The sequence below is a fragment of the Cellulomonas pasadenensis genome (assembly GCF_047229365.1).
Classification (GTDB): domain Bacteria; phylum Actinomycetota; class Actinomycetes; order Actinomycetales; family Cellulomonadaceae; genus Cellulomonas.
This window is the reverse complement of record NZ_JBFTEP010000088.1, coordinates 1-15,549: the sequence shown is the minus strand read 5'-3', so window position 1 is coordinate 15,549 and position 15,549 is coordinate 1. Positions and strand designations below refer to the sequence as shown.

16 protein-coding genes are annotated in these 15,549 nt (G+C 76.3%); 4 read left to right on the top strand and 12 right to left on the bottom strand.

What is annotated here, in order from left to right:
- Nucleotides 1-119: zf-HC2 domain-containing protein (locus AB6N23_RS12735; RefSeq protein ID WP_412866417.1), on the bottom strand; the 119-nt coding region annotated here is incomplete at its 3' end.
- Complete coding sequence (gene sigE, locus AB6N23_RS12730; RefSeq protein ID WP_412866415.1) at nucleotides 116-709, bottom strand: RNA polymerase sigma factor SigE; 594 nt, start codon at nucleotides 707-709, stop codon at nucleotides 116-118. The genes sigE and AB6N23_RS12735, both read right to left, overlap by 4 nt.
- A gap of 327 nt (nucleotides 710-1,036) precedes the next feature.
- Between sigE and AB6N23_RS12725 the strand changes: the two genes are divergently transcribed.
- Complete coding sequence (locus AB6N23_RS12725; RefSeq protein ID WP_412866416.1) at nucleotides 1,037-1,669, top strand: O-methyltransferase; 633 nt, start codon at nucleotides 1,037-1,039, stop codon at nucleotides 1,667-1,669.
- Nucleotides 1,670-1,706: 37 nt separating this feature from the next.
- On the opposite strand, the gene AB6N23_RS12720 is transcribed toward AB6N23_RS12725, so the two are convergent.
- From AB6N23_RS12720 to dapE, 6 genes are all read right to left on the bottom strand, one after another.
- On the bottom strand, nucleotides 1,707-3,353 hold the full coding sequence (locus AB6N23_RS12720; RefSeq protein WP_412866414.1) for a leucyl aminopeptidase family protein: 1,647 nt from the start codon (nucleotides 3,351-3,353) through the stop codon (nucleotides 1,707-1,709).
- 7 nt (nucleotides 3,354-3,360) lie between these two features.
- Nucleotides 3,361-3,528 carry a DUF3117 domain-containing protein gene (locus AB6N23_RS12715; protein ID WP_013772033.1) on the bottom strand — a complete coding sequence of 56 codons (168 nt, stop codon included), beginning with the start codon at nucleotides 3,526-3,528 and terminating at the stop codon, nucleotides 3,361-3,363.
- A gap of 231 nt (nucleotides 3,529-3,759) precedes the next feature.
- Entirely contained in the window at nucleotides 3,760-5,124 is a 1,365-nt protein-coding gene (locus AB6N23_RS12710) for a hypothetical protein (protein ID WP_412866413.1), read from the bottom strand.
- Nucleotides 5,121-6,080: a dihydropteroate synthase gene (gene folP / locus AB6N23_RS12705; RefSeq protein WP_412866412.1), complete on the bottom strand. Its 960-nt coding sequence runs from the start codon at nucleotides 6,078-6,080 to the stop codon at nucleotides 5,121-5,123. Before folP ends, AB6N23_RS12710 begins: the two co-directional genes overlap by 4 nt.
- On the bottom strand, nucleotides 6,077-6,946 hold the full coding sequence (locus AB6N23_RS12700) for an LOG family protein (RefSeq protein WP_412866411.1): 870 nt from the start codon (nucleotides 6,944-6,946) through the stop codon (nucleotides 6,077-6,079). Before AB6N23_RS12700 ends, folP begins: the two co-directional genes overlap by 4 nt.
- 60 nt (nucleotides 6,947-7,006) lie before the next feature.
- Nucleotides 7,007-8,119, bottom strand: a complete 1,113-nt coding sequence (dapE, locus tag AB6N23_RS12695; RefSeq protein ID WP_412866410.1) for a succinyl-diaminopimelate desuccinylase — start codon at nucleotides 8,117-8,119, stop codon at nucleotides 7,007-7,009.
- Nucleotides 8,120-8,219: 100 nt separating this feature from the next.
- On the opposite strand from dapE, the gene dapD reads away from it, so the two are divergent.
- Entirely contained in the window at nucleotides 8,220-9,188 is a 969-nt protein-coding gene (gene dapD / locus AB6N23_RS12690; protein ID WP_412866409.1) for a 2,3,4,5-tetrahydropyridine-2,6-dicarboxylate N-succinyltransferase, read from the top strand.
- A gap of 2 nt (nucleotides 9,189-9,190) precedes the next feature.
- On the top strand, nucleotides 9,191-10,093 hold the full coding sequence (locus AB6N23_RS12685) for a hypothetical protein (protein ID WP_412866408.1): 903 nt from the start codon (nucleotides 9,191-9,193) through the stop codon (nucleotides 10,091-10,093).
- A 103-nt stretch (nucleotides 10,094-10,196) separates the two neighbouring features.
- Here the strand turns inward: AB6N23_RS12685 and AB6N23_RS12680 are convergent, their stop codons facing one another.
- From AB6N23_RS12680 to fdxA, 3 genes are all read right to left on the bottom strand, one after another.
- Nucleotides 10,197-11,507, bottom strand: a complete 1,311-nt coding sequence (locus AB6N23_RS12680) for a citrate synthase (protein WP_412866407.1) — start codon at nucleotides 11,505-11,507, stop codon at nucleotides 10,197-10,199.
- A gap of 203 nt (nucleotides 11,508-11,710) precedes the next feature.
- The gene (dapC, locus tag AB6N23_RS12675; RefSeq protein ID WP_412866406.1) at nucleotides 11,711-12,859 is read right to left on the bottom strand and encodes a succinyldiaminopimelate transaminase; all 1,149 of its coding nucleotides are present in this window, start codon (nucleotides 12,857-12,859) and stop codon (nucleotides 11,711-11,713) included.
- A gap of 41 nt (nucleotides 12,860-12,900) precedes the next feature.
- A complete protein-coding gene (gene fdxA / locus AB6N23_RS12670; RefSeq protein ID WP_378208993.1) occupies nucleotides 12,901-13,227 on the bottom strand; it encodes a ferredoxin in 327 nt (108 codons plus the stop codon).
- Between the two features lie 103 nt (nucleotides 13,228-13,330).
- On the opposite strand from fdxA, the gene AB6N23_RS12665 reads away from it, so the two are divergent.
- Nucleotides 13,331-13,618, top strand: a complete 288-nt coding sequence (locus AB6N23_RS12665) for a putative acetyltransferase (RefSeq protein WP_412866405.1) — start codon at nucleotides 13,331-13,333, stop codon at nucleotides 13,616-13,618.
- A gap of 63 nt (nucleotides 13,619-13,681) precedes the next feature.
- Here AB6N23_RS12665 and AB6N23_RS12660 read toward each other — a convergent pair.
- A partial coding sequence (locus AB6N23_RS12660) for a VanW family protein (RefSeq protein ID WP_412866404.1) occupies nucleotides 13,682-15,549 on the bottom strand: 1,868 nt, incomplete at its 5' end.

Sequence of the window (15,549 nt, the reverse complement as noted above, 5' to 3'; positions counted from 1 at the left end):
GCGGCGAGCTCGTCGGCGCACCGGCGGCAGCCGGCGACGTGCGCGAGGGCGCGCTCGGTCGCGGCGGCGTCGAGCTGGCCGTCGACGAGCGCGCTGATCCAGGACCCGAGGTGCGTCACCCGACCTCCACCGCGGGGGCGACGTCGGCCGTCGGCTCGGCGGAGCCGTCCCGCGCCGCGGCGGGACGCCGGTGCTCGAGCGCGTCCCGCAGGCGCGCGCGGGCCCGGTGGATGCGGGAGCGCACCGTGCCGAGCTTGATGCCCAGCGTCACCGCGATCTCCTCGTACGACAGCCCCTCGATGTCGCACAGCACGACGGCGGCGCGGTACTCGGGCGGCAGCGCGTCGAGCGCGCGCTGGACGTCGTGGTCCAGGTGCGTGTTCTCGAAAGCCCGCTCGGGCGTGCTCAGCGTGTCGGGCGAGGACCACCGCTCGGTGTCGTCGCCGATGCTCTCGATCCGCACGCGCTGGCGGCGCCGCGCCATGTCGAGGAAGAGGTTGGTCGTGATGCGGTGCAGCCAGCCCTCGAAGGTTCCGGGGCTGTACGTGTGCAGGGACCGGAACACGCGGACGAACGTCTCCTGCGTGAGGTCCTCCGCGTCGTGCCGGTTGCCCGTGAGGCGGTAGGCGAGCCGGTACACGCGGGCGGAGTGCGTCCGGACGATCTCCTCCCACGACGGGACCTGCCAGTCGGCGGGGGGCGTGCTCATCGGTCGGTGATCGTCTCCTCGCGTGCCGGCGGGACGATCCGGCCGGGACGTGCCCGCCAGTCTTCCAGGTCCGCCCTCCCCGCTCGACCCCTGTTCGTCGTGGGCTGAACCACGTGCGACGGCCGTCGGGCGCGGCCGCGCGGCTCCGCGGCGCGGCTCGGGTCCGGGACTACGCTGGCGGCGGTCCGGTCGCACCCGGTCGCCCGCCTCGGACCACCCGCGGTCCACGACGTCCGGACGCGACGTCCGGTCCCGACGTCCGGTCCACCCGACCCGCCCCCGACCCGCCCCGCCGGCCCCGCGCCGACCGCTCCGCAGGAGGACGCCATCTCCACCGACAAGGCCCAGAGCTGGGTCTACTGCGAGGAGTTCCTCGCCGAGGACGACGTGCTGGTGCGCGCCCGCGAGCGCGCGTCGCACCTGGGCTGCACCCCGGTGCTGCCGGGTGCGGGCGCCGCGCTGCGGGTGCTCGCCGCGGCGGTGCAGGCGCGCGCGGTCGTCGAGGTCGGGACGGGCGCCGGGGTGGCGTCCCTGTACCTGCTGCGGGGCATGCCCGCGGACGGCGTGCTGACGACGATCGACATCGAGCTCGAGCACCAGCGCGCGGCCAAGGAGGCGTTCGCCGAGGAGGGTGTGCGCACCACGCGGACCCGCACGATCTCCGGGCGGGCGTCGGACGTCCTGCCCCGCCTGACCGACGGCGGCTACGACATGGTCGTGCTCGACGCGGACGTCGAGGGCACGCCGGCGTACGTCGAGCAGGCGGTGCGGCTGCTGCGCCGCGGCGGCGTGCTCGTCGTCGACGACGCCCTGTGGCACGACCGCGTGAGCGACCCCGCGCGCCGCGACGAGGCGACGACGACGATGCGCGACGTGGGCCGGCAGGTCCGCGGCGACGACCGGCTCGTGCCGGCGCTGCTGCCGACGGGCGACGGGCTGCTGGTCGCGGTCCGCCGCTGACCGCCGCCGGCGCCCGTGGGCGGGCGTCCGGGGCGGCTCAGGCGGGCTGGGTCAGCCAGTCGAGCAGCAGGCGCGCGCCGTAGCCGGTGGCACCCTCGGTGACCTCGTGCTTGTCGGCCGGGGCGCGGCCGGTCCCGGCGATGTCGAGGTGCGCCCACGCACGCGTGCCGACGAACCGGCGCAGGAACAGCGCCGCCGTGATGGAGCCGCCGCCGATCTGCCGGTCGACGGGCACGTGCCGCAGGTCGGCGACCGACGACCGCACCGCCTCGTCGTAGTCGTCGACGAGCGGCATGTGCCACGCGAGCTCACCGGTGCGCTCGCCCGCCGCGAGCAGGCCCGCGACGAGGGCGTCGTCCGTGCCGTACAGCGCGGCGTGCTGCTTGCCGAGCCCGAGGGTGGCGGCGCCCGTCAGCGTCGCGACGTCGACGAGGACGTCGGGGGCGAGCGTGGCGTCCGCCCACGCCAGCGCGTCGCCGAGCACGAGGCGGCCCTCCGCGTCGGTGTTCGCGATCTCGACGGTCGTGCCGCCGTACAGGCGCAGCACGTCGCCGGGCCGGTACGACGCGGCGCCCACGTGGTTCTCCGCGAGCGGCAGGACGGCCGTGACACGGTGCGGCACGCCGGCCTCGGCGGCCGCGAGCACGGTCGCGAGCGCGACCGCGGCCCCGGCCATGTCCGTCTTCATCGGGACCATGGCCTCGCGCGGCTTGATCGAGAGCCCGCCGGTGTCGTACGTGATGCCCTTGCCGACGACCACGACGTGCCGGCCGGTGCCGCCCGCGGGCGGGGTGTACGCGACGCGGACGAGCCGCGGCGACGACGCCGAGCCGGCGCCGACCGCGAGGATCCCGCCGAACCCGCCCGCGGCGAGCTCGCGGGGTCCGAGCACCTCGACCTCGAGGCCCGCGCGCGTCGCGAGGCGGCGCGCACGGTCGGCCATCCAGGCCGGGTCCTTGGTGCTGGACGGGGTGTTCGTGAGGTCGCGCACGAGCCACGTGGCGCTCGCGGCGACCCGGGCCGCGTCCACGGCGGCGGCGACGCGCGTGCCGTCGCGGCCGAGGAGCACGAGCTCGGCCGGCGGCTCGGGCTCGGGGGCGGCTCCCGTGCGCGGGGTGGTGTACGCCGCGAGGAGGTAGCCCTCCGTGACGGCGCGGGCGGCCTCCGCCGCGGCGGAGGCGTCGTGGTGGGTCTGCGCACCGACCGTCGCGGCCACGCGGTGCAGGCCGCGCACGGCCCGGGCCAGCGCGGCACCCGCGCGGCGCAGCGCCGTCGGGCTCTCGTCGCCGACGCCCACCAGGACGATCCGCGGCGGCAGGCCCGCCCACGGCAGCACGACCGACGACCCGACCGGCTGCGGGAGGTGGACCGTGAAGGCCTCCCCCGCCGCACCCGTCAGGCCGGCGCGCTCCGCGAGCTCGGCCAGGTCGATGCCGTACCGCGCCGCGGCCTGCGGCGTCCCGGTGCGCGGCTGCAGCGCGTCGTCGCCGTCGCGCGCGGGCGCGACCTGCACGGCCACGGCGTCGACCGACCCGTCCTCGAGGAGCGGGGAGTCGACGACCGTGGCGCCGTGCAGGACGACGGCGGGCGGCGTGCGCCGCACGGCCGACGCGCCGCGGGCCGCGCCGGCCCCGGCGGGGCGTGCGACCGTGGCGGAGCGCCGCCCGGTGGTGCGGGGGCTCATGCGGACGTCAGCTGACGACGGAGGTCAGCGCCTCGCCCAGCTCGGCGGCCTCGGTCGCGTTGAGCTCGACCACCAGCCGTCCGCCGCCCTCGAGCGGGACGCGCATGACGATGCCGCGACCCTCCTTGGTGACCTCGAGCGGTCCGTCGCCGGTCCTCGGCTTCATCGCGGCCATGCGGCCTCTCCTTCGCGCGTCGTGCGTGGCCGGCCGACGGGTCGCCGGGCCGGGCCGACCATCGGTCGATCAGTCCCTGATCAGCCGGTTGTCCGCCGACCATCCTAGTTCACCGGGGCGACCGTCGGGCCGGTCCGGTGCGCGTCCCCGCCGGTCGGCGGCCCGGCGGGCCTGCACCGGGGCGCCGGCGGGCGTCCGCGCGGGCCGTCGCGCCGCCCGTCACGCCGTCCGTCACGGGGGCCAGTCGCCCCCCGGGTTGAACTCCCACATCTGCCGGATCCACAGCACCTGCAGGCCCAGCATGAGCACCAGCACGGCGCCGAACCACGTCCGCCGCGCCCACCCGGGCCGCGTCACGACGCCGGCCGTCACCGCCCCGAGCGGGAACGCGAGCAGCAGGAACCGCGCGAGGCTGCTGCCCGGCTCGATGACCGCGAGGATGTAGACGACGTACGCCGCCGCCCACGCGTGCAGCTCCGGCCCGAGCCGCCAGGCCGCGGGCACGAGGAGGACGGCGGCGACGAGCGCGAACCCCGCGACCGTCAGCCAGACCCCCCGGTCCCCGAACCAGAACTGCGGCACGTACGTCCACCCGGAGAACGGCACGACCTCGCGCACGCCGCGCCACGCCTCCTGCGTCTGCAGGTACCCGTCGGGCACGCCCGTCGCCCACCCGCAGATCGCCGGCCACGCGAACCCGGACACCCCCGCGCCGACCGCGAGCGCGGCCAGCCCGGCCGTCCCGGCGGGCCGCAGGTCGTCCTCGCCGCGGCGCGTGCGCCACCAGCGGACCGCCAGGTGCACGACGACCACGGCCGCCATCGGCAGCGCGACGGCGCGCGTGAAGCCCAGCGCCACCACGACGACGGCGGTCCACCCGTAGCGCCGGCGCACCAGCAGGAGCAGCGCGGACGCCACCAGCAGCAGCGCGAGCGACTCGGTGTACGCGACCTGCAGGACGGCGGCCGTCGGGAACGCGCAGACCAGCGCGACCGTGGCGAGCGGCAGGCCGGGGCGGGCGGCCACGGCGCGCGGGGCGCCGTGCACGACGGCACGGTGCACGACGAGCACCGCACCCGCGCCGAGCAGGAGCGCCACGGTCGGCGCGAGCACGACCCACGTGCCGCCCGTGACCTCCATGAGGCCGCGCACGAGCAGCGGGAACAGGGGGAAGAACGCCCACGCGTTCTGCTGCACGAGGCCGTCCTCGCCGCGCGGCAGCGTCGCCGGGTAGCCCTCCTCGGCTACCTGCTTGTACCAGGAGCCGTCGTAGAACAGCGCGACGAACGGCTGGTAGTCGGGCTGCGCGTCCGTCCAGAGGTTCGCCTCCTGCACGCCCGACGTCCACACGAAGACGGCGGCGGCGAACGCGCGGCCGGCGGCGTACACGAGCAGCACGTGCACCCACCACGGCCATGCCCGGACGCGCTCCCACGGCGACGGCGCGCGGGTGGGCGCGTCGCCCGCCGTCACGTCCGCGGCGGCCGTGGCACCGTCGCCCGCGCCGTCACCCGCCTTGACGGCCGTCCCGTCGCCCGCGGCGGTGGCGCCGTCCTGGCCCGCGACGTCCGTCGTGCCGTCGCCCGCCGTGCTCACGCCATGCCCCGCACGGCGACGGAGGGCGCCCGCTCGGCGCGCACGGCGGCGACCATGTCGACGGCCCGCCGCGTCGCGGCCACGTCGTGCACGCGGAACACGCGCGCACCGAGCCACGCCGCGACCGACGTCGCCGCGAGCGTGCCCTCGAGCCGCTCCTCGGGCGGCAGCCCGAGGGTCTCCCCGACCAGGTCCTTGCGCGAGACCGCCATGAGCACAGGGTGCCCGATCTGCACGATCCGCGGGGTCCTTCTCAGCAGGTGCAGCGAGTGCCACGTCGTCTTGCCGAAGTCGAGCGTGGCGTCGACGAGCACGGACGCCGGGTCGACGCCCAGCGCGACGGCCCGTGCCGCGGCGGCGGTGAGCGTGGCGACGACGTCGTCGACCACCGCGTCGAGCGGGTCGGCGCCCTCGTCGGCCGGCAGGTAGGCGACGCGCCACGGGTCCGTGCGCGGCGTCGCGCCGCCCGTGTGCGAGCAGACCACGCCCAGCCCGCGCTCGGCGGCCACCTCGACGAGCCCCGGGTCGTGCCCCGCCCACGTGTCGTTGACGAGGTCCGCACCCGCGTCCGCCGCGGCGCGGGCCACCGACGCGCGCCACGTGTCGACGCTGACGAGCAGGTCGGGGTGCCGGGCCCGGACGCGCTCGACGACGGGGACGACCCGCGCGATCTCCTCGGCGACGTCCACCGCGGGCCCGCGCCCGGCGCGCACGCCGCCCACGTCGAGCAGGTCGGCACCCTCGGCGACGGCGCGGTCGACGGCCGCGTCGATGCTGCTCTCGTCGTGCCTCGCCGCCGCGTAGAACGAGTCGGGCGTGCGGTTGACGACGGCCATGACGACGGGCCGGTCCGGGCCGAACGTGCGACCGCGCAGGCGCAGGGGCGCCGCGCCCGCCGGGACGCCGGGCAGGGGCGGCGGGACGGGTCCGTCGGCGCGCGCCTGCGGCGCGCTCACCAGCCGGCGTCCGACCTCGGCGCGTCGGGGCGCGGGGCGGGCGTCCCGTCCGACGCGCGCGCCGCGTCGGTCTGCGCGCTCCGGGCGGCGCGGACCGCGGCCTGCTCCTCGGCACGCAGCTCGGCGCCGCGGCGCACCACGACGTCGACCGCCTCCTGCGCGGAGTCCGCCACGTGCAGCAGGTCGAGGTCCGCCTCGCCGATCATGCCGTGCGCGTGCACGCTGTCCCGCAGCCACGTGAGCAGGCCCTGCCAGTAGTCGCGGCCCAGCAGCACGATGGGGAAGCCCGTCACCTTGTGCGTCTGCACGAGCGTCAGCGCCTCGAACAGCTCGTCGAACGTGCCGAAGCCGCCCGGCAGCACGACGAAGCCCTCGGAGTACTTCACGAACATGGTCTTGCGGGCGAAGAAGTAGCGGAAGTTCACGCCGAGGTCGACCCAGCGGTTCATGCCCTGCTCGAACGGCAGCTCGATGCCGAGGCCGACCGACAGCCCGCCCGCCTCGGACGCCCCCCGGTTGGCGGCCTCCATGATGCCCGGGCCACCCCCCGTGATGACGCCGTACCCGGCCTGCACCAGGCCCTTCGCGACGTCGCGCGCGAGGTCGTAGTACGGGTCGTCGGGACGCACGCGCGCCGAGCCGAAGACGCTCACCGCCGGCCCCACCTCGGCGAGCGCGCCGAAGCCCTCGACGAACTCGCTCTGGATGCGCATGACGCGCCAGGGGTCGTCGTGCAGCCAGGTGGCGCCGTCGCCGCGGCGCAGCAGGCCCTGGTCGGAGGTGCTCGCGGGGATCTGGTCGCGTCGCATGAGCACCGGGCCGCGGCGGTACTCCGGCGCCGGTGCCGACGTGTCGTCGTGGGTCATGCGCCGACTCTAGGTCGCGGCACGGCCGTGCTCAGCGCGAACGGCCCGGACGGGCGGCCGTCAGGACAGCCCGAGCGGCAGGTCCTCCGGGCGCGCGCCCGTCAGCCACGCGCCGAGCGCCGCGCGGCTCGCGACCACCTGGCCGACCGGGCAGTGCTCGTCCTGCGTGTGCGCGAGCAGCGGGTCGCCGGGCCCGAAGTTCACCGCCGGGACGCCGAGCGACGAGAAGCGCGCGACGTCCGTCCAGCCCTGCTTGGCCGCCGGGCGCCCGCCCGTCACCGCCAGCACGGCGGCGGCGAAGTCCTGCGCGAGCGGGTCGTCCAGGCCCGGCCGGGCACCGGGCGCGGCGTCGACGACCACGACGTCGTACCCGGCGAGCACCTCGCGCACGTGCGCCGACGCCTCCTCCACCGTCCGCGACGGCGCGAACCGGTAGTTGACGGTGACGACGCACTCGTCGGGGATCACGTTGGTCGCGCGCCCGCCGGAGACGAGGACCGCGTTGAGCCCCTCGCGGAACGACAGGCCCTCCACCTCGACGGTCGCGGGCGCGTAGGCGGCGAGCCGGCGCAGCACCTCGCCGGCCGCGTGCACCGCGTTGACGCCCGTCCACGCGCGCGCTGAGTGCGCCGCGACGCCCTGCAGGCGCACCTCCGCGCGCAGCGTGCCGTTGCACCCGCCCTCGATGCCGCCCGCGGTCGGCTCGCACAGCACGGCGAAGTCGGCCGTGAGCCAGTCCGGGTGGTTCCGCGCGACGCGGCCGAGGCCGTTGAGCGACGCGTCGACCTCCTCGTGGTCGTAGAAGACCCACGTCACGTCGTGCACGGGCGCGTCCAGCGCCGCCGCCAGCGACAGCTGCACCGCGACGCCCGCCTTCATGTCGACGGTGCCGCGGCCGTGCAGCACGTCGTCCTCGAGGCGGGTGGGCAGGTTGCCCGTCACCGGCACGGTGTCGAGGTGGCCGGCGACGACGACGCGGCGGGCGCGACCGAGCCGGGTGCGCGCGACGACCGCGTCGCCGTCCCGCAGCACCTCCAGGTGCGGGTGCGCGCGCAGGGCGGCCTCGACGGCGTCGGCGAGCCGGGTCTCGTCGCCCGAGACGGACGGGATGTCGCACAGCTCCCGGGTCAGCGTCACGACGTCGGCGGTCAGGTCCAGGGTGTCGGCGGCCACGGTGCCGACCCTACGCCGCGCACCCGCGGCGCCCGCGGCGGTGCGGGGCGCGCGGGCGTGGGCGGCGACGGTCCGCGCCCAGCCCGTAGGCTTGCCGACCATGACCGACCGCACGGCCTGGGGCCACGGCCTGGCCACCCTCACCGACGACGGCACGACGCTGGACGTCTGGTACCCGGCACCGGCCCTCGGCGCCCCGCCCGCCGACACCGCCGCACCCGACGACCTCGGCGCCGCCGAGCGCGACGACCCCGCCCGCGGCGTCCGCGTCCGCGTGGTGACCACCGTCGTGGACCTCGACGCCCCGCCGACGGACACCGCCGACGCGTACCTGCGCCTGCACCTGCTCTCGCACCGGCTCGTCGCGCCGCACGGGCAGAACCTCGACGGCATCTTCGGGGTCCTGCCCAACGTCGTCTGGACCGACCGCGGCCCGTGCGCCGTCGAGGGCTTCGAGGCGACCCGCCTGCGCCTGCGCGCGGCGACCGGCACGCCCGTCACCGTGTACGGCGTCGACAAGTTCCCGCGGATGGTCGACTACGTCGTCCCCGCCGGCGTGCGCGTCGCCGACGCGGACCGCGTGCGCCTCGGCGCGCACCTCGCGCCGGGCACGACCGTCATGCACGAGGGCTTCGTCAACTTCAACGCCGGCACGCTCGGCACGTCCATGGTCGAGGGCCGCATCTCCGCGGGCGTCGTCGTGGGCGACGGGTCCGACGTGGGCGGCGGCGCCTCGATCATGGGCACGCTGTCGGGCGGCGGCCGCGAGGTCGTGTCCGTCGGGCGGCGCAGCCTGCTCGGCGCGAACGCGGGCCTCGGCATCCCGCTCGGCGACGACTGCGTCGTCGAGGCCGGCCTCTACGTGACGGCCGGGACCAAGGTGCGGCTCGTCGGCTTCGACGTCCCGGGCGCGACCGCGGACGCCGACGGCGTGCGGGTCGTCAAGGCACGCGCGCTCGCCGGCGCGGACAACGTGCTCCTCCGCCGCAACTCGCAGACCGGCGCGGTCGAGGCCGTCGCCCGCTCGGGCGCCGGCGTGCACCTGAACGCCGCCCTGCACACCAACTGACGGTGGCCCGGCGTCCGCCGTCGCGTCGTCGACGGTCCCGTGCCACCACCGCGGTCGTCCTGACCGTCGTGGTCGCCGGCGTCGGCGCCGCGGCGGTCGGCGGCGTCGTGGCGCTGCTCGACCGCACGCACCCGGCCGCGCCGCTCGCGGAGCGGTGCGCCGCCCGCCTCGACGGCACCGACTGGCGGCTGAGCCCCGACCAGGCGCAGAACGCCGCGCTGATCTCGGCCCTCGCCGTGCGCCGCGGGCTGCCCGCGCGCGCCGTGACGATCGGGCTCGCCACGGCGCTGCAGGAGTCCCGGCTGGTGAACATCGACTACGGCGACCGCGACTCGGTGGGGCTGTTCCAGCAGCGGCCGTCGCAGGGCTGGGGCACGGTCGAGGAGATCCTCGACCCCGTCTACTCCACCGGCCGGTTCTACGACGGCCTCGTGCAGGTGCCGGGCTACGCCGACATGCCGATCACCGAGGCGGCGCAGGCCGTGCAGCGCTCCGGGTTCCCCGACGCGTACGCCCAGCACGAGGGCCGGGCCCGCGCGTGGGCGTCGGGGCTCGCCGGCTTCTCCCCCGCGACCGTCACGTGCGAGCTGCACCCGCTCGACGGCCCCGTGGGGACGGACCCGCTGCTCGGGCGGCTCGTGCGCGACCTGGGCGAGCTGCCGGTCACGGTGCACGCCGCGGACGGCGCGGCGCCGGCCGTCGACGTCACCGCCGACGCCCTCGCGCCGGGCGACCCGGCGCGGGCCGGGTGGGTCGCCGGGCACTGGGCCGTCGCCGTCGCCACCGAGGTCGGCGTGGACGCCGTCGCGGTCGCGGACCGCGTGTGGTCGCGGGCCACGCCGAGCTGGGAACCGTCCGACGCCCCGCTGCCCGCGGGGCAGGTGCGCGTCACCGTCGGCGGCTGAGCGCGCGGGTCGGCGACGTGCGTCTCCCGCCGACGACGGAGCCGGTGCCGCCACGCGGGCGGCACCGGCTCCGGTGCGTGCGGTCGGCCGGCGGCCGACGGGGTCAGCGGTCCTCGACCGCCACGTACGGACGCTCGGTCGCGCCCGTGTAGATCTGGCGCGGGCGGCCGATCTTCGTCTGCGGGTCGTTCATCATCTCGCGCCACTGCGCGATCCAGCCGGGCATGCGCCCGAGCGCGAACAGCGGCGTGAACATGCGCGGCGAGAAGCCCATCGCCTTGTAGATCAGGCCGGTGTAGAAGTCGACGTTCGGGTACAGCTTGCGCGACACGAAGTAGTCGTCGTGCAGCGCGATCTCCTCGAGGCGCATGGCGATGTCGAGCTGCTCGTCGTTGCTGCCGAGCGCCTGCAGCACCTCGTGCGCGCTCTGCTTCACGATCGCCGCGCGCGGGTCGTAGTTCTTGTAGACCCGGTGGCCGAAGCCCATGAGGCGGACGCCGTCCTCCTTGTCCTTCACGCGGCGCATGAAGTCGGTGGCGTCACCGCCGTTCGCCTGGATCTCGTCGAGCATCCTGAGCACCGCCTCGTTGGCCCCGCCGTGCAGCGGGCCCGAGAGCGCGTTGATGCCCGCCGCGACGGACGCGTAGATGTTCGCGTGGCTCGAGCCGACGATCCGCACCGTCGACGTGGAGCAGTTCTGCTCGTGGTCGGCGTGCAGGATGAGCAGCTTGTCGAGCGCGTTGACGACGACCGGGTCCGGGTCCCACTGCTGGTACGGGACGGCGAACGTCATGCGCAGGAAGTCCTCGACGTACCCGCGCGAGTAGTCGGGGTAGAGCAGCGGCTCGCCCTTGGAGGTGCGGTGCACGTACGACGTGATCGTGCGCGTCTTCGCGAGGATGAGCACCGTGGCCAGCTCGACCGTCTCGGGGTCGAACGGGTCGAGCGACTCCGGGTAGAACGTCGACAGCGCGTTCAGCGCCGACGCCATGACGGCCATCGGGTGCGCGTCGCGCGGGAACGAGCCGAGGAACGTGCGGAAGTCCTCGTGCACGAGCGTGTGCCGGTTGACGCGCTCCTCGAACGCCGCCAGCGTCGGCGCGTCCGGCAGCTCGCCGTGGATGAGCAGGTACGCGACCTCGAGGAACGAGGACTTCTCGGCGAGCTGCTCGATCGGGTACCCGCGGTACCGCAGGATCCCGGCGTCGCCGTCGATGTAGGTGATCCGCGACTCGCACGCGGCGGTGTTCATGAATCCCGGGTCGACGGTGACCATCCCGGTGTCGCGCAGCAGCGACGACACGACGATGCCGTCGTTGCCCTCGGTGGCCGGCACGACGGGGAGGTCGCGCGCCTGACCGTCCACGACCAGCTGCACAGGAGCCTGGACCGGGGCGGTGACGGTGTCCGACATGGTGTTCCTTCCTACGCCGACCAACGGCAGCGGCCTCGGCGGGCGCCGGGCTCCTCGACGACCGACGCGAGGCGTGACCCCCGTCGGCCCGCTGCGACCGTACCCGCGCCACGGGGATCTTGACGAATGAGCGACCCCACCTTGGGTCGCGTGTGAGGTTCCTCACAGGGGAGATCACTGTACGGCGCGGCCCGCCGCCGCGCCTACGCCCCCTGCAGACGCGCGGCGGCCTCGGCCACGTGCTCGTCGGAGGCGGTCAGCGCCACGCGCACGTGCCCGGCCGCGGCCGCGCCGTAGAAGGCGCCCGGCGCGACCAGGAGACCCAGGCCGGCCAGGTCCTCGACGGTGCGCCACGCGTCCTGCCGCGGGCCGTCCGGGCGCACCCACAGGTACAGGCCCGCGTGCGAGTGGTCGACCACGTAGCCGGCGGCCTCGAACCCCGCCCGCAGGACGCGACGGCGCCGCCGGTACCGCTCCCGCTGCTCGGCGACGTGCGTGTCGTCGCCCAGCGCGGCCGTCATCGCGGCCTGCACGGGCGCGGGCACGATCATCCCGGCGTGCTTGCGCGTCTCCAGCAGGCGTGCCACGAGCTCCGGGTCGCCGGCGAGGAACGCCGCCCGGTAGCCCGCGAGGTTCGACTGCTTGGACAGCGAGTACGCCACGAGCAGGCCGGCGAGGTCGCCGCCGGTCACCCGGGGGTCGAGCACGCTCGGTACCCCGGACGACGCCCACGGCTCGTCCCAGGCCAGCTCGGCGTAGCACTCGTCGGACGCCACGACGACCGGCCGGCCCGTGCGGCGCCCGGCCGTGCGCGCGGCGTCGACGACCGCGCGCAGCTCGTCGACGCCGAGCACCGCGCCGTGCGGGTTCGCGGGCGAGTTGAGCCAGACGAGCCGCACGTCGTCCCGCCGGGCGAGCTCCGCCGCCGGGTCGTCCGTCGGGACGGGCGTCGCGCCCGCGAGCCGCGCACCGACGTCGTACGTCGGGTACGCGGTCGCCGGGTGCAGCACCGCGTCGCCGGGGCCCACCCCGAGCAGCGCGGGCAGCAGCGCGACGAGCTCCTTCGAGCCGACCGTCGGCAGGACCGCCGCCGGGTCGAGGTCCGGCACGCCGCGGCGCCGCGCGAACCAGTCGACGACCGCCGCGCGCAGCGCCGGCGTGCCGTGCGTCGTCGGGTACCCCGGCGCGTCGGCCGCCGCCGCCAGCGCCTCGCGCACGAGCCCGGGCGTCGGGTCGACGGGCGTGCCGACCGACAGGTCGACGATGCCGCCGGGGTGCCGGCGCGCGAGGTCCGCGAACGGCGTCAGCGTGTCCCACGGGAAGTCCGGCAGGTCACCGGTGCGCAGCCCCACGGGTCAGCCCCGCCGCGCCGGCGCGGACGGGCGGGCCGGCGTCACTCGCCCTGGATGCGCAGCGGGAGCGTGGCGATGATGGGGTGGTCGTGCTCGATCTGCCCCATCTTCGCGGCGCCGCCCGGCGAGCCGACCTCGTCGAAGAAGTGCACGTTGGCCTCGTAGTACTGGCTCCACTGCTCGGGGACGTCGTCCTCGTAGTAGATGGCCTCGACGGGGCACACCGGCTCGCAGGCGCCGCAGTCGACGCACTCGTCCGGCTGGATGTAGAGGGAGCGCTTGCCCTCGTAGATGCAGTCGACCGGACACTCCTCGATGCACGCCTTGTCCTTGACGTCCACGCAGGGTTCGGCGATCACATACGTCACGGGTGGTCCTCCACGGGTGCAGCGGTCGACCTAGTATCCCCCACGTGGCAGCGACGACGACCCGACGTCCACCGTCCGACACGCCACACGCCCGGCGGCGGCCGTGAGCGACCCCGTGGCGCCGCCCTGGCGCGCCTGGTCGCCGGGTGTGCGCGTGGTCGTGCGGCGGCGGCGCGACGACCTGCCCGCCGGCGCCCCGGGCGACGAGCCGCCCTACACGGACGTGCTCGGGGACGTCGTCGCGGTCGACGACGACGGGCTGACCGTCCGCACCCGGCGCGGCGACGTGCACGTGCCCGCCGGCGACGTGCTGCTCGGCAAGACCGTGCCGCCCGCACCCGTCCGCCGGCGCCCGCGCGCGCCCGGCGACGCCGCGACGGACCGGGGCTGACGCGCCGACGCCCGTCCCCGGGCGGGGACGGGCGTCGGTCGGTGCGTGCGGCGGGCCGGTGCGTCAGGGCGTCGGGGCCGCCGGGGCCGACCCGCAGACGACCCGGTTCTGCGGCTTGTAGCGCCACGAGTCGGACTCGGTGTCGACCAGCTCGCCGTTGAGGTACACGCGCCGGGTGTTCGTCACGCTGAAGCCGGGGTTGCCGGCGCTCTGCGGCTCGCACGTCGGCGACTGGGAGTACACGGTGGTGGGCGGCACGATGCCGGAGCGGCCGCTCTTCTCCGTCTCGACCGTGAAGTGCTTGGTCCCCCAGATGCGCACGTGCGCGCGCCCGTCGGCGACCCAGCCCTGCACCAGAGCGCCGTAGGGGGTGTTGTTCTTCCACTGCATGTCGATCGAGCCGGTGAAGATCGTCGCCTCGCGGCCCTCCGGGTAGCGCTGGAACCACTCGCTGTGCGGCGTGTGGTCCACGTCCTCGAAGCCGGCGAAGTACGCCGCGTTGAACACCGTGGTCGACACCTGCGACAGCCCGCCGCCCCACGCGTCCTTGTGCTCGCCGTTGACGATCGCGCCCGCCTGCACGAAGCCGTGCGCGGCGTCGACCGGCCCGAGCGCCTCGGTGAGGCTGAACGTCTCGCCGGGCCGCACGAGCGTCCCGGTGATGTTCGTCAGCCCCGCGGAGATGTTCTGGGTGCGCCGCGGCTCGCTCGTCAGCGGCGTCGAGAACTCCGAGACGACCTCCTTGACGCCCAGCGCCTCCAGCGCCGCCGTCGTCTCGGCGGGGTCGGACGCGACGAGCTCGACGGGCGCGAGACGCTGCTCGGCTGTCACGGACGCCGCGACCGACGACGCCAGCGCCGCCGGGTCCAGGCTCGTGCCGGGCGTGCCGGGGACGATGACCGGGGCGCCGTCCTGGAACTCGAACCGCGCGTCCGACGCCGCCGTCACCACGTCCGGGACCTGCGCGAGCACGGACGCCGCGAGAGCCTCGCCGTCGAGCTGCAGCTCGAGCGAGCCCCCGACCGGCACCATGCTCGCGTTCGCCGTCAGGGTCGGGACGTCGAGCACGGCCTGCCGATCGGCGACCTGCACCGTGATCGGCGCCGCCGCGAGCGGCTGCGCGACGTCCCGCAGCGCCTGCTCGGTCTCCTCCTGCGTGATCTCCGGCTCGACGGGCGTGGTCGGCAGCGCCAGCGGGCGCTCCCCCACGAGCCACTCGTCCTGCACCGCCGTGGCCGCCGCGTCGAGGTCGAGCGCCCAGCCGTCGGCGGCGTCCGTGGCGTGCGCCGCGCCGTCCGCGAAGACCACGGCGCCGTCGACGGGCGCGAGGCGGACCGTCTCGGAGAGCGACGCCAGCGAGTCCGCGAGGGCGTCGTCGTCGACCTGCGTGACCGGCGGCTGGGCGTCGACACCCACGAGCTGCCGCCAGAGGCGGACCGGCTCGGCCAGGTCGACGCCGGTGAGGCGCGCGACCGTCGCGTCGGCGTCGAACGCGAGGCCGGCGGCGGCCGGGTCGAGCTCCGCCTGCGCGTCCTGGGCGACGAGCGGGATAGGCTGCGTCGTGCGGTCGGCGAGGCCGGTGGACAGCGCGTCGCGCGCCTCGTCCGCCGTCATGCCGCCGATCTCGACGCCCGCCACGGTCGCGCCGCGCGGCACGCGCTCGCCCAGCGCGTAGGAGGCGCCGACGTACGCACCGCCCAGCAGCACCACGACGCCGCCGACGACGGCCAGCGTCCGCGGCCAGCGCCGACGCCCGTCCTCCGGCGGGAACTCGTCCAGCGGGGACGGGTCGCGCTCGGGCTCGGGCGTCGCGGGGACCGGTCCGCCGGGTGCGCGGCGCGTCTCCGACGCCCCCGCGACCGTCGACGGCCACGCGCGCGTGCCAGCCGCGGCCGCCGCGGCGGTGACCGGCGGGACGACCTGCGTGGCGG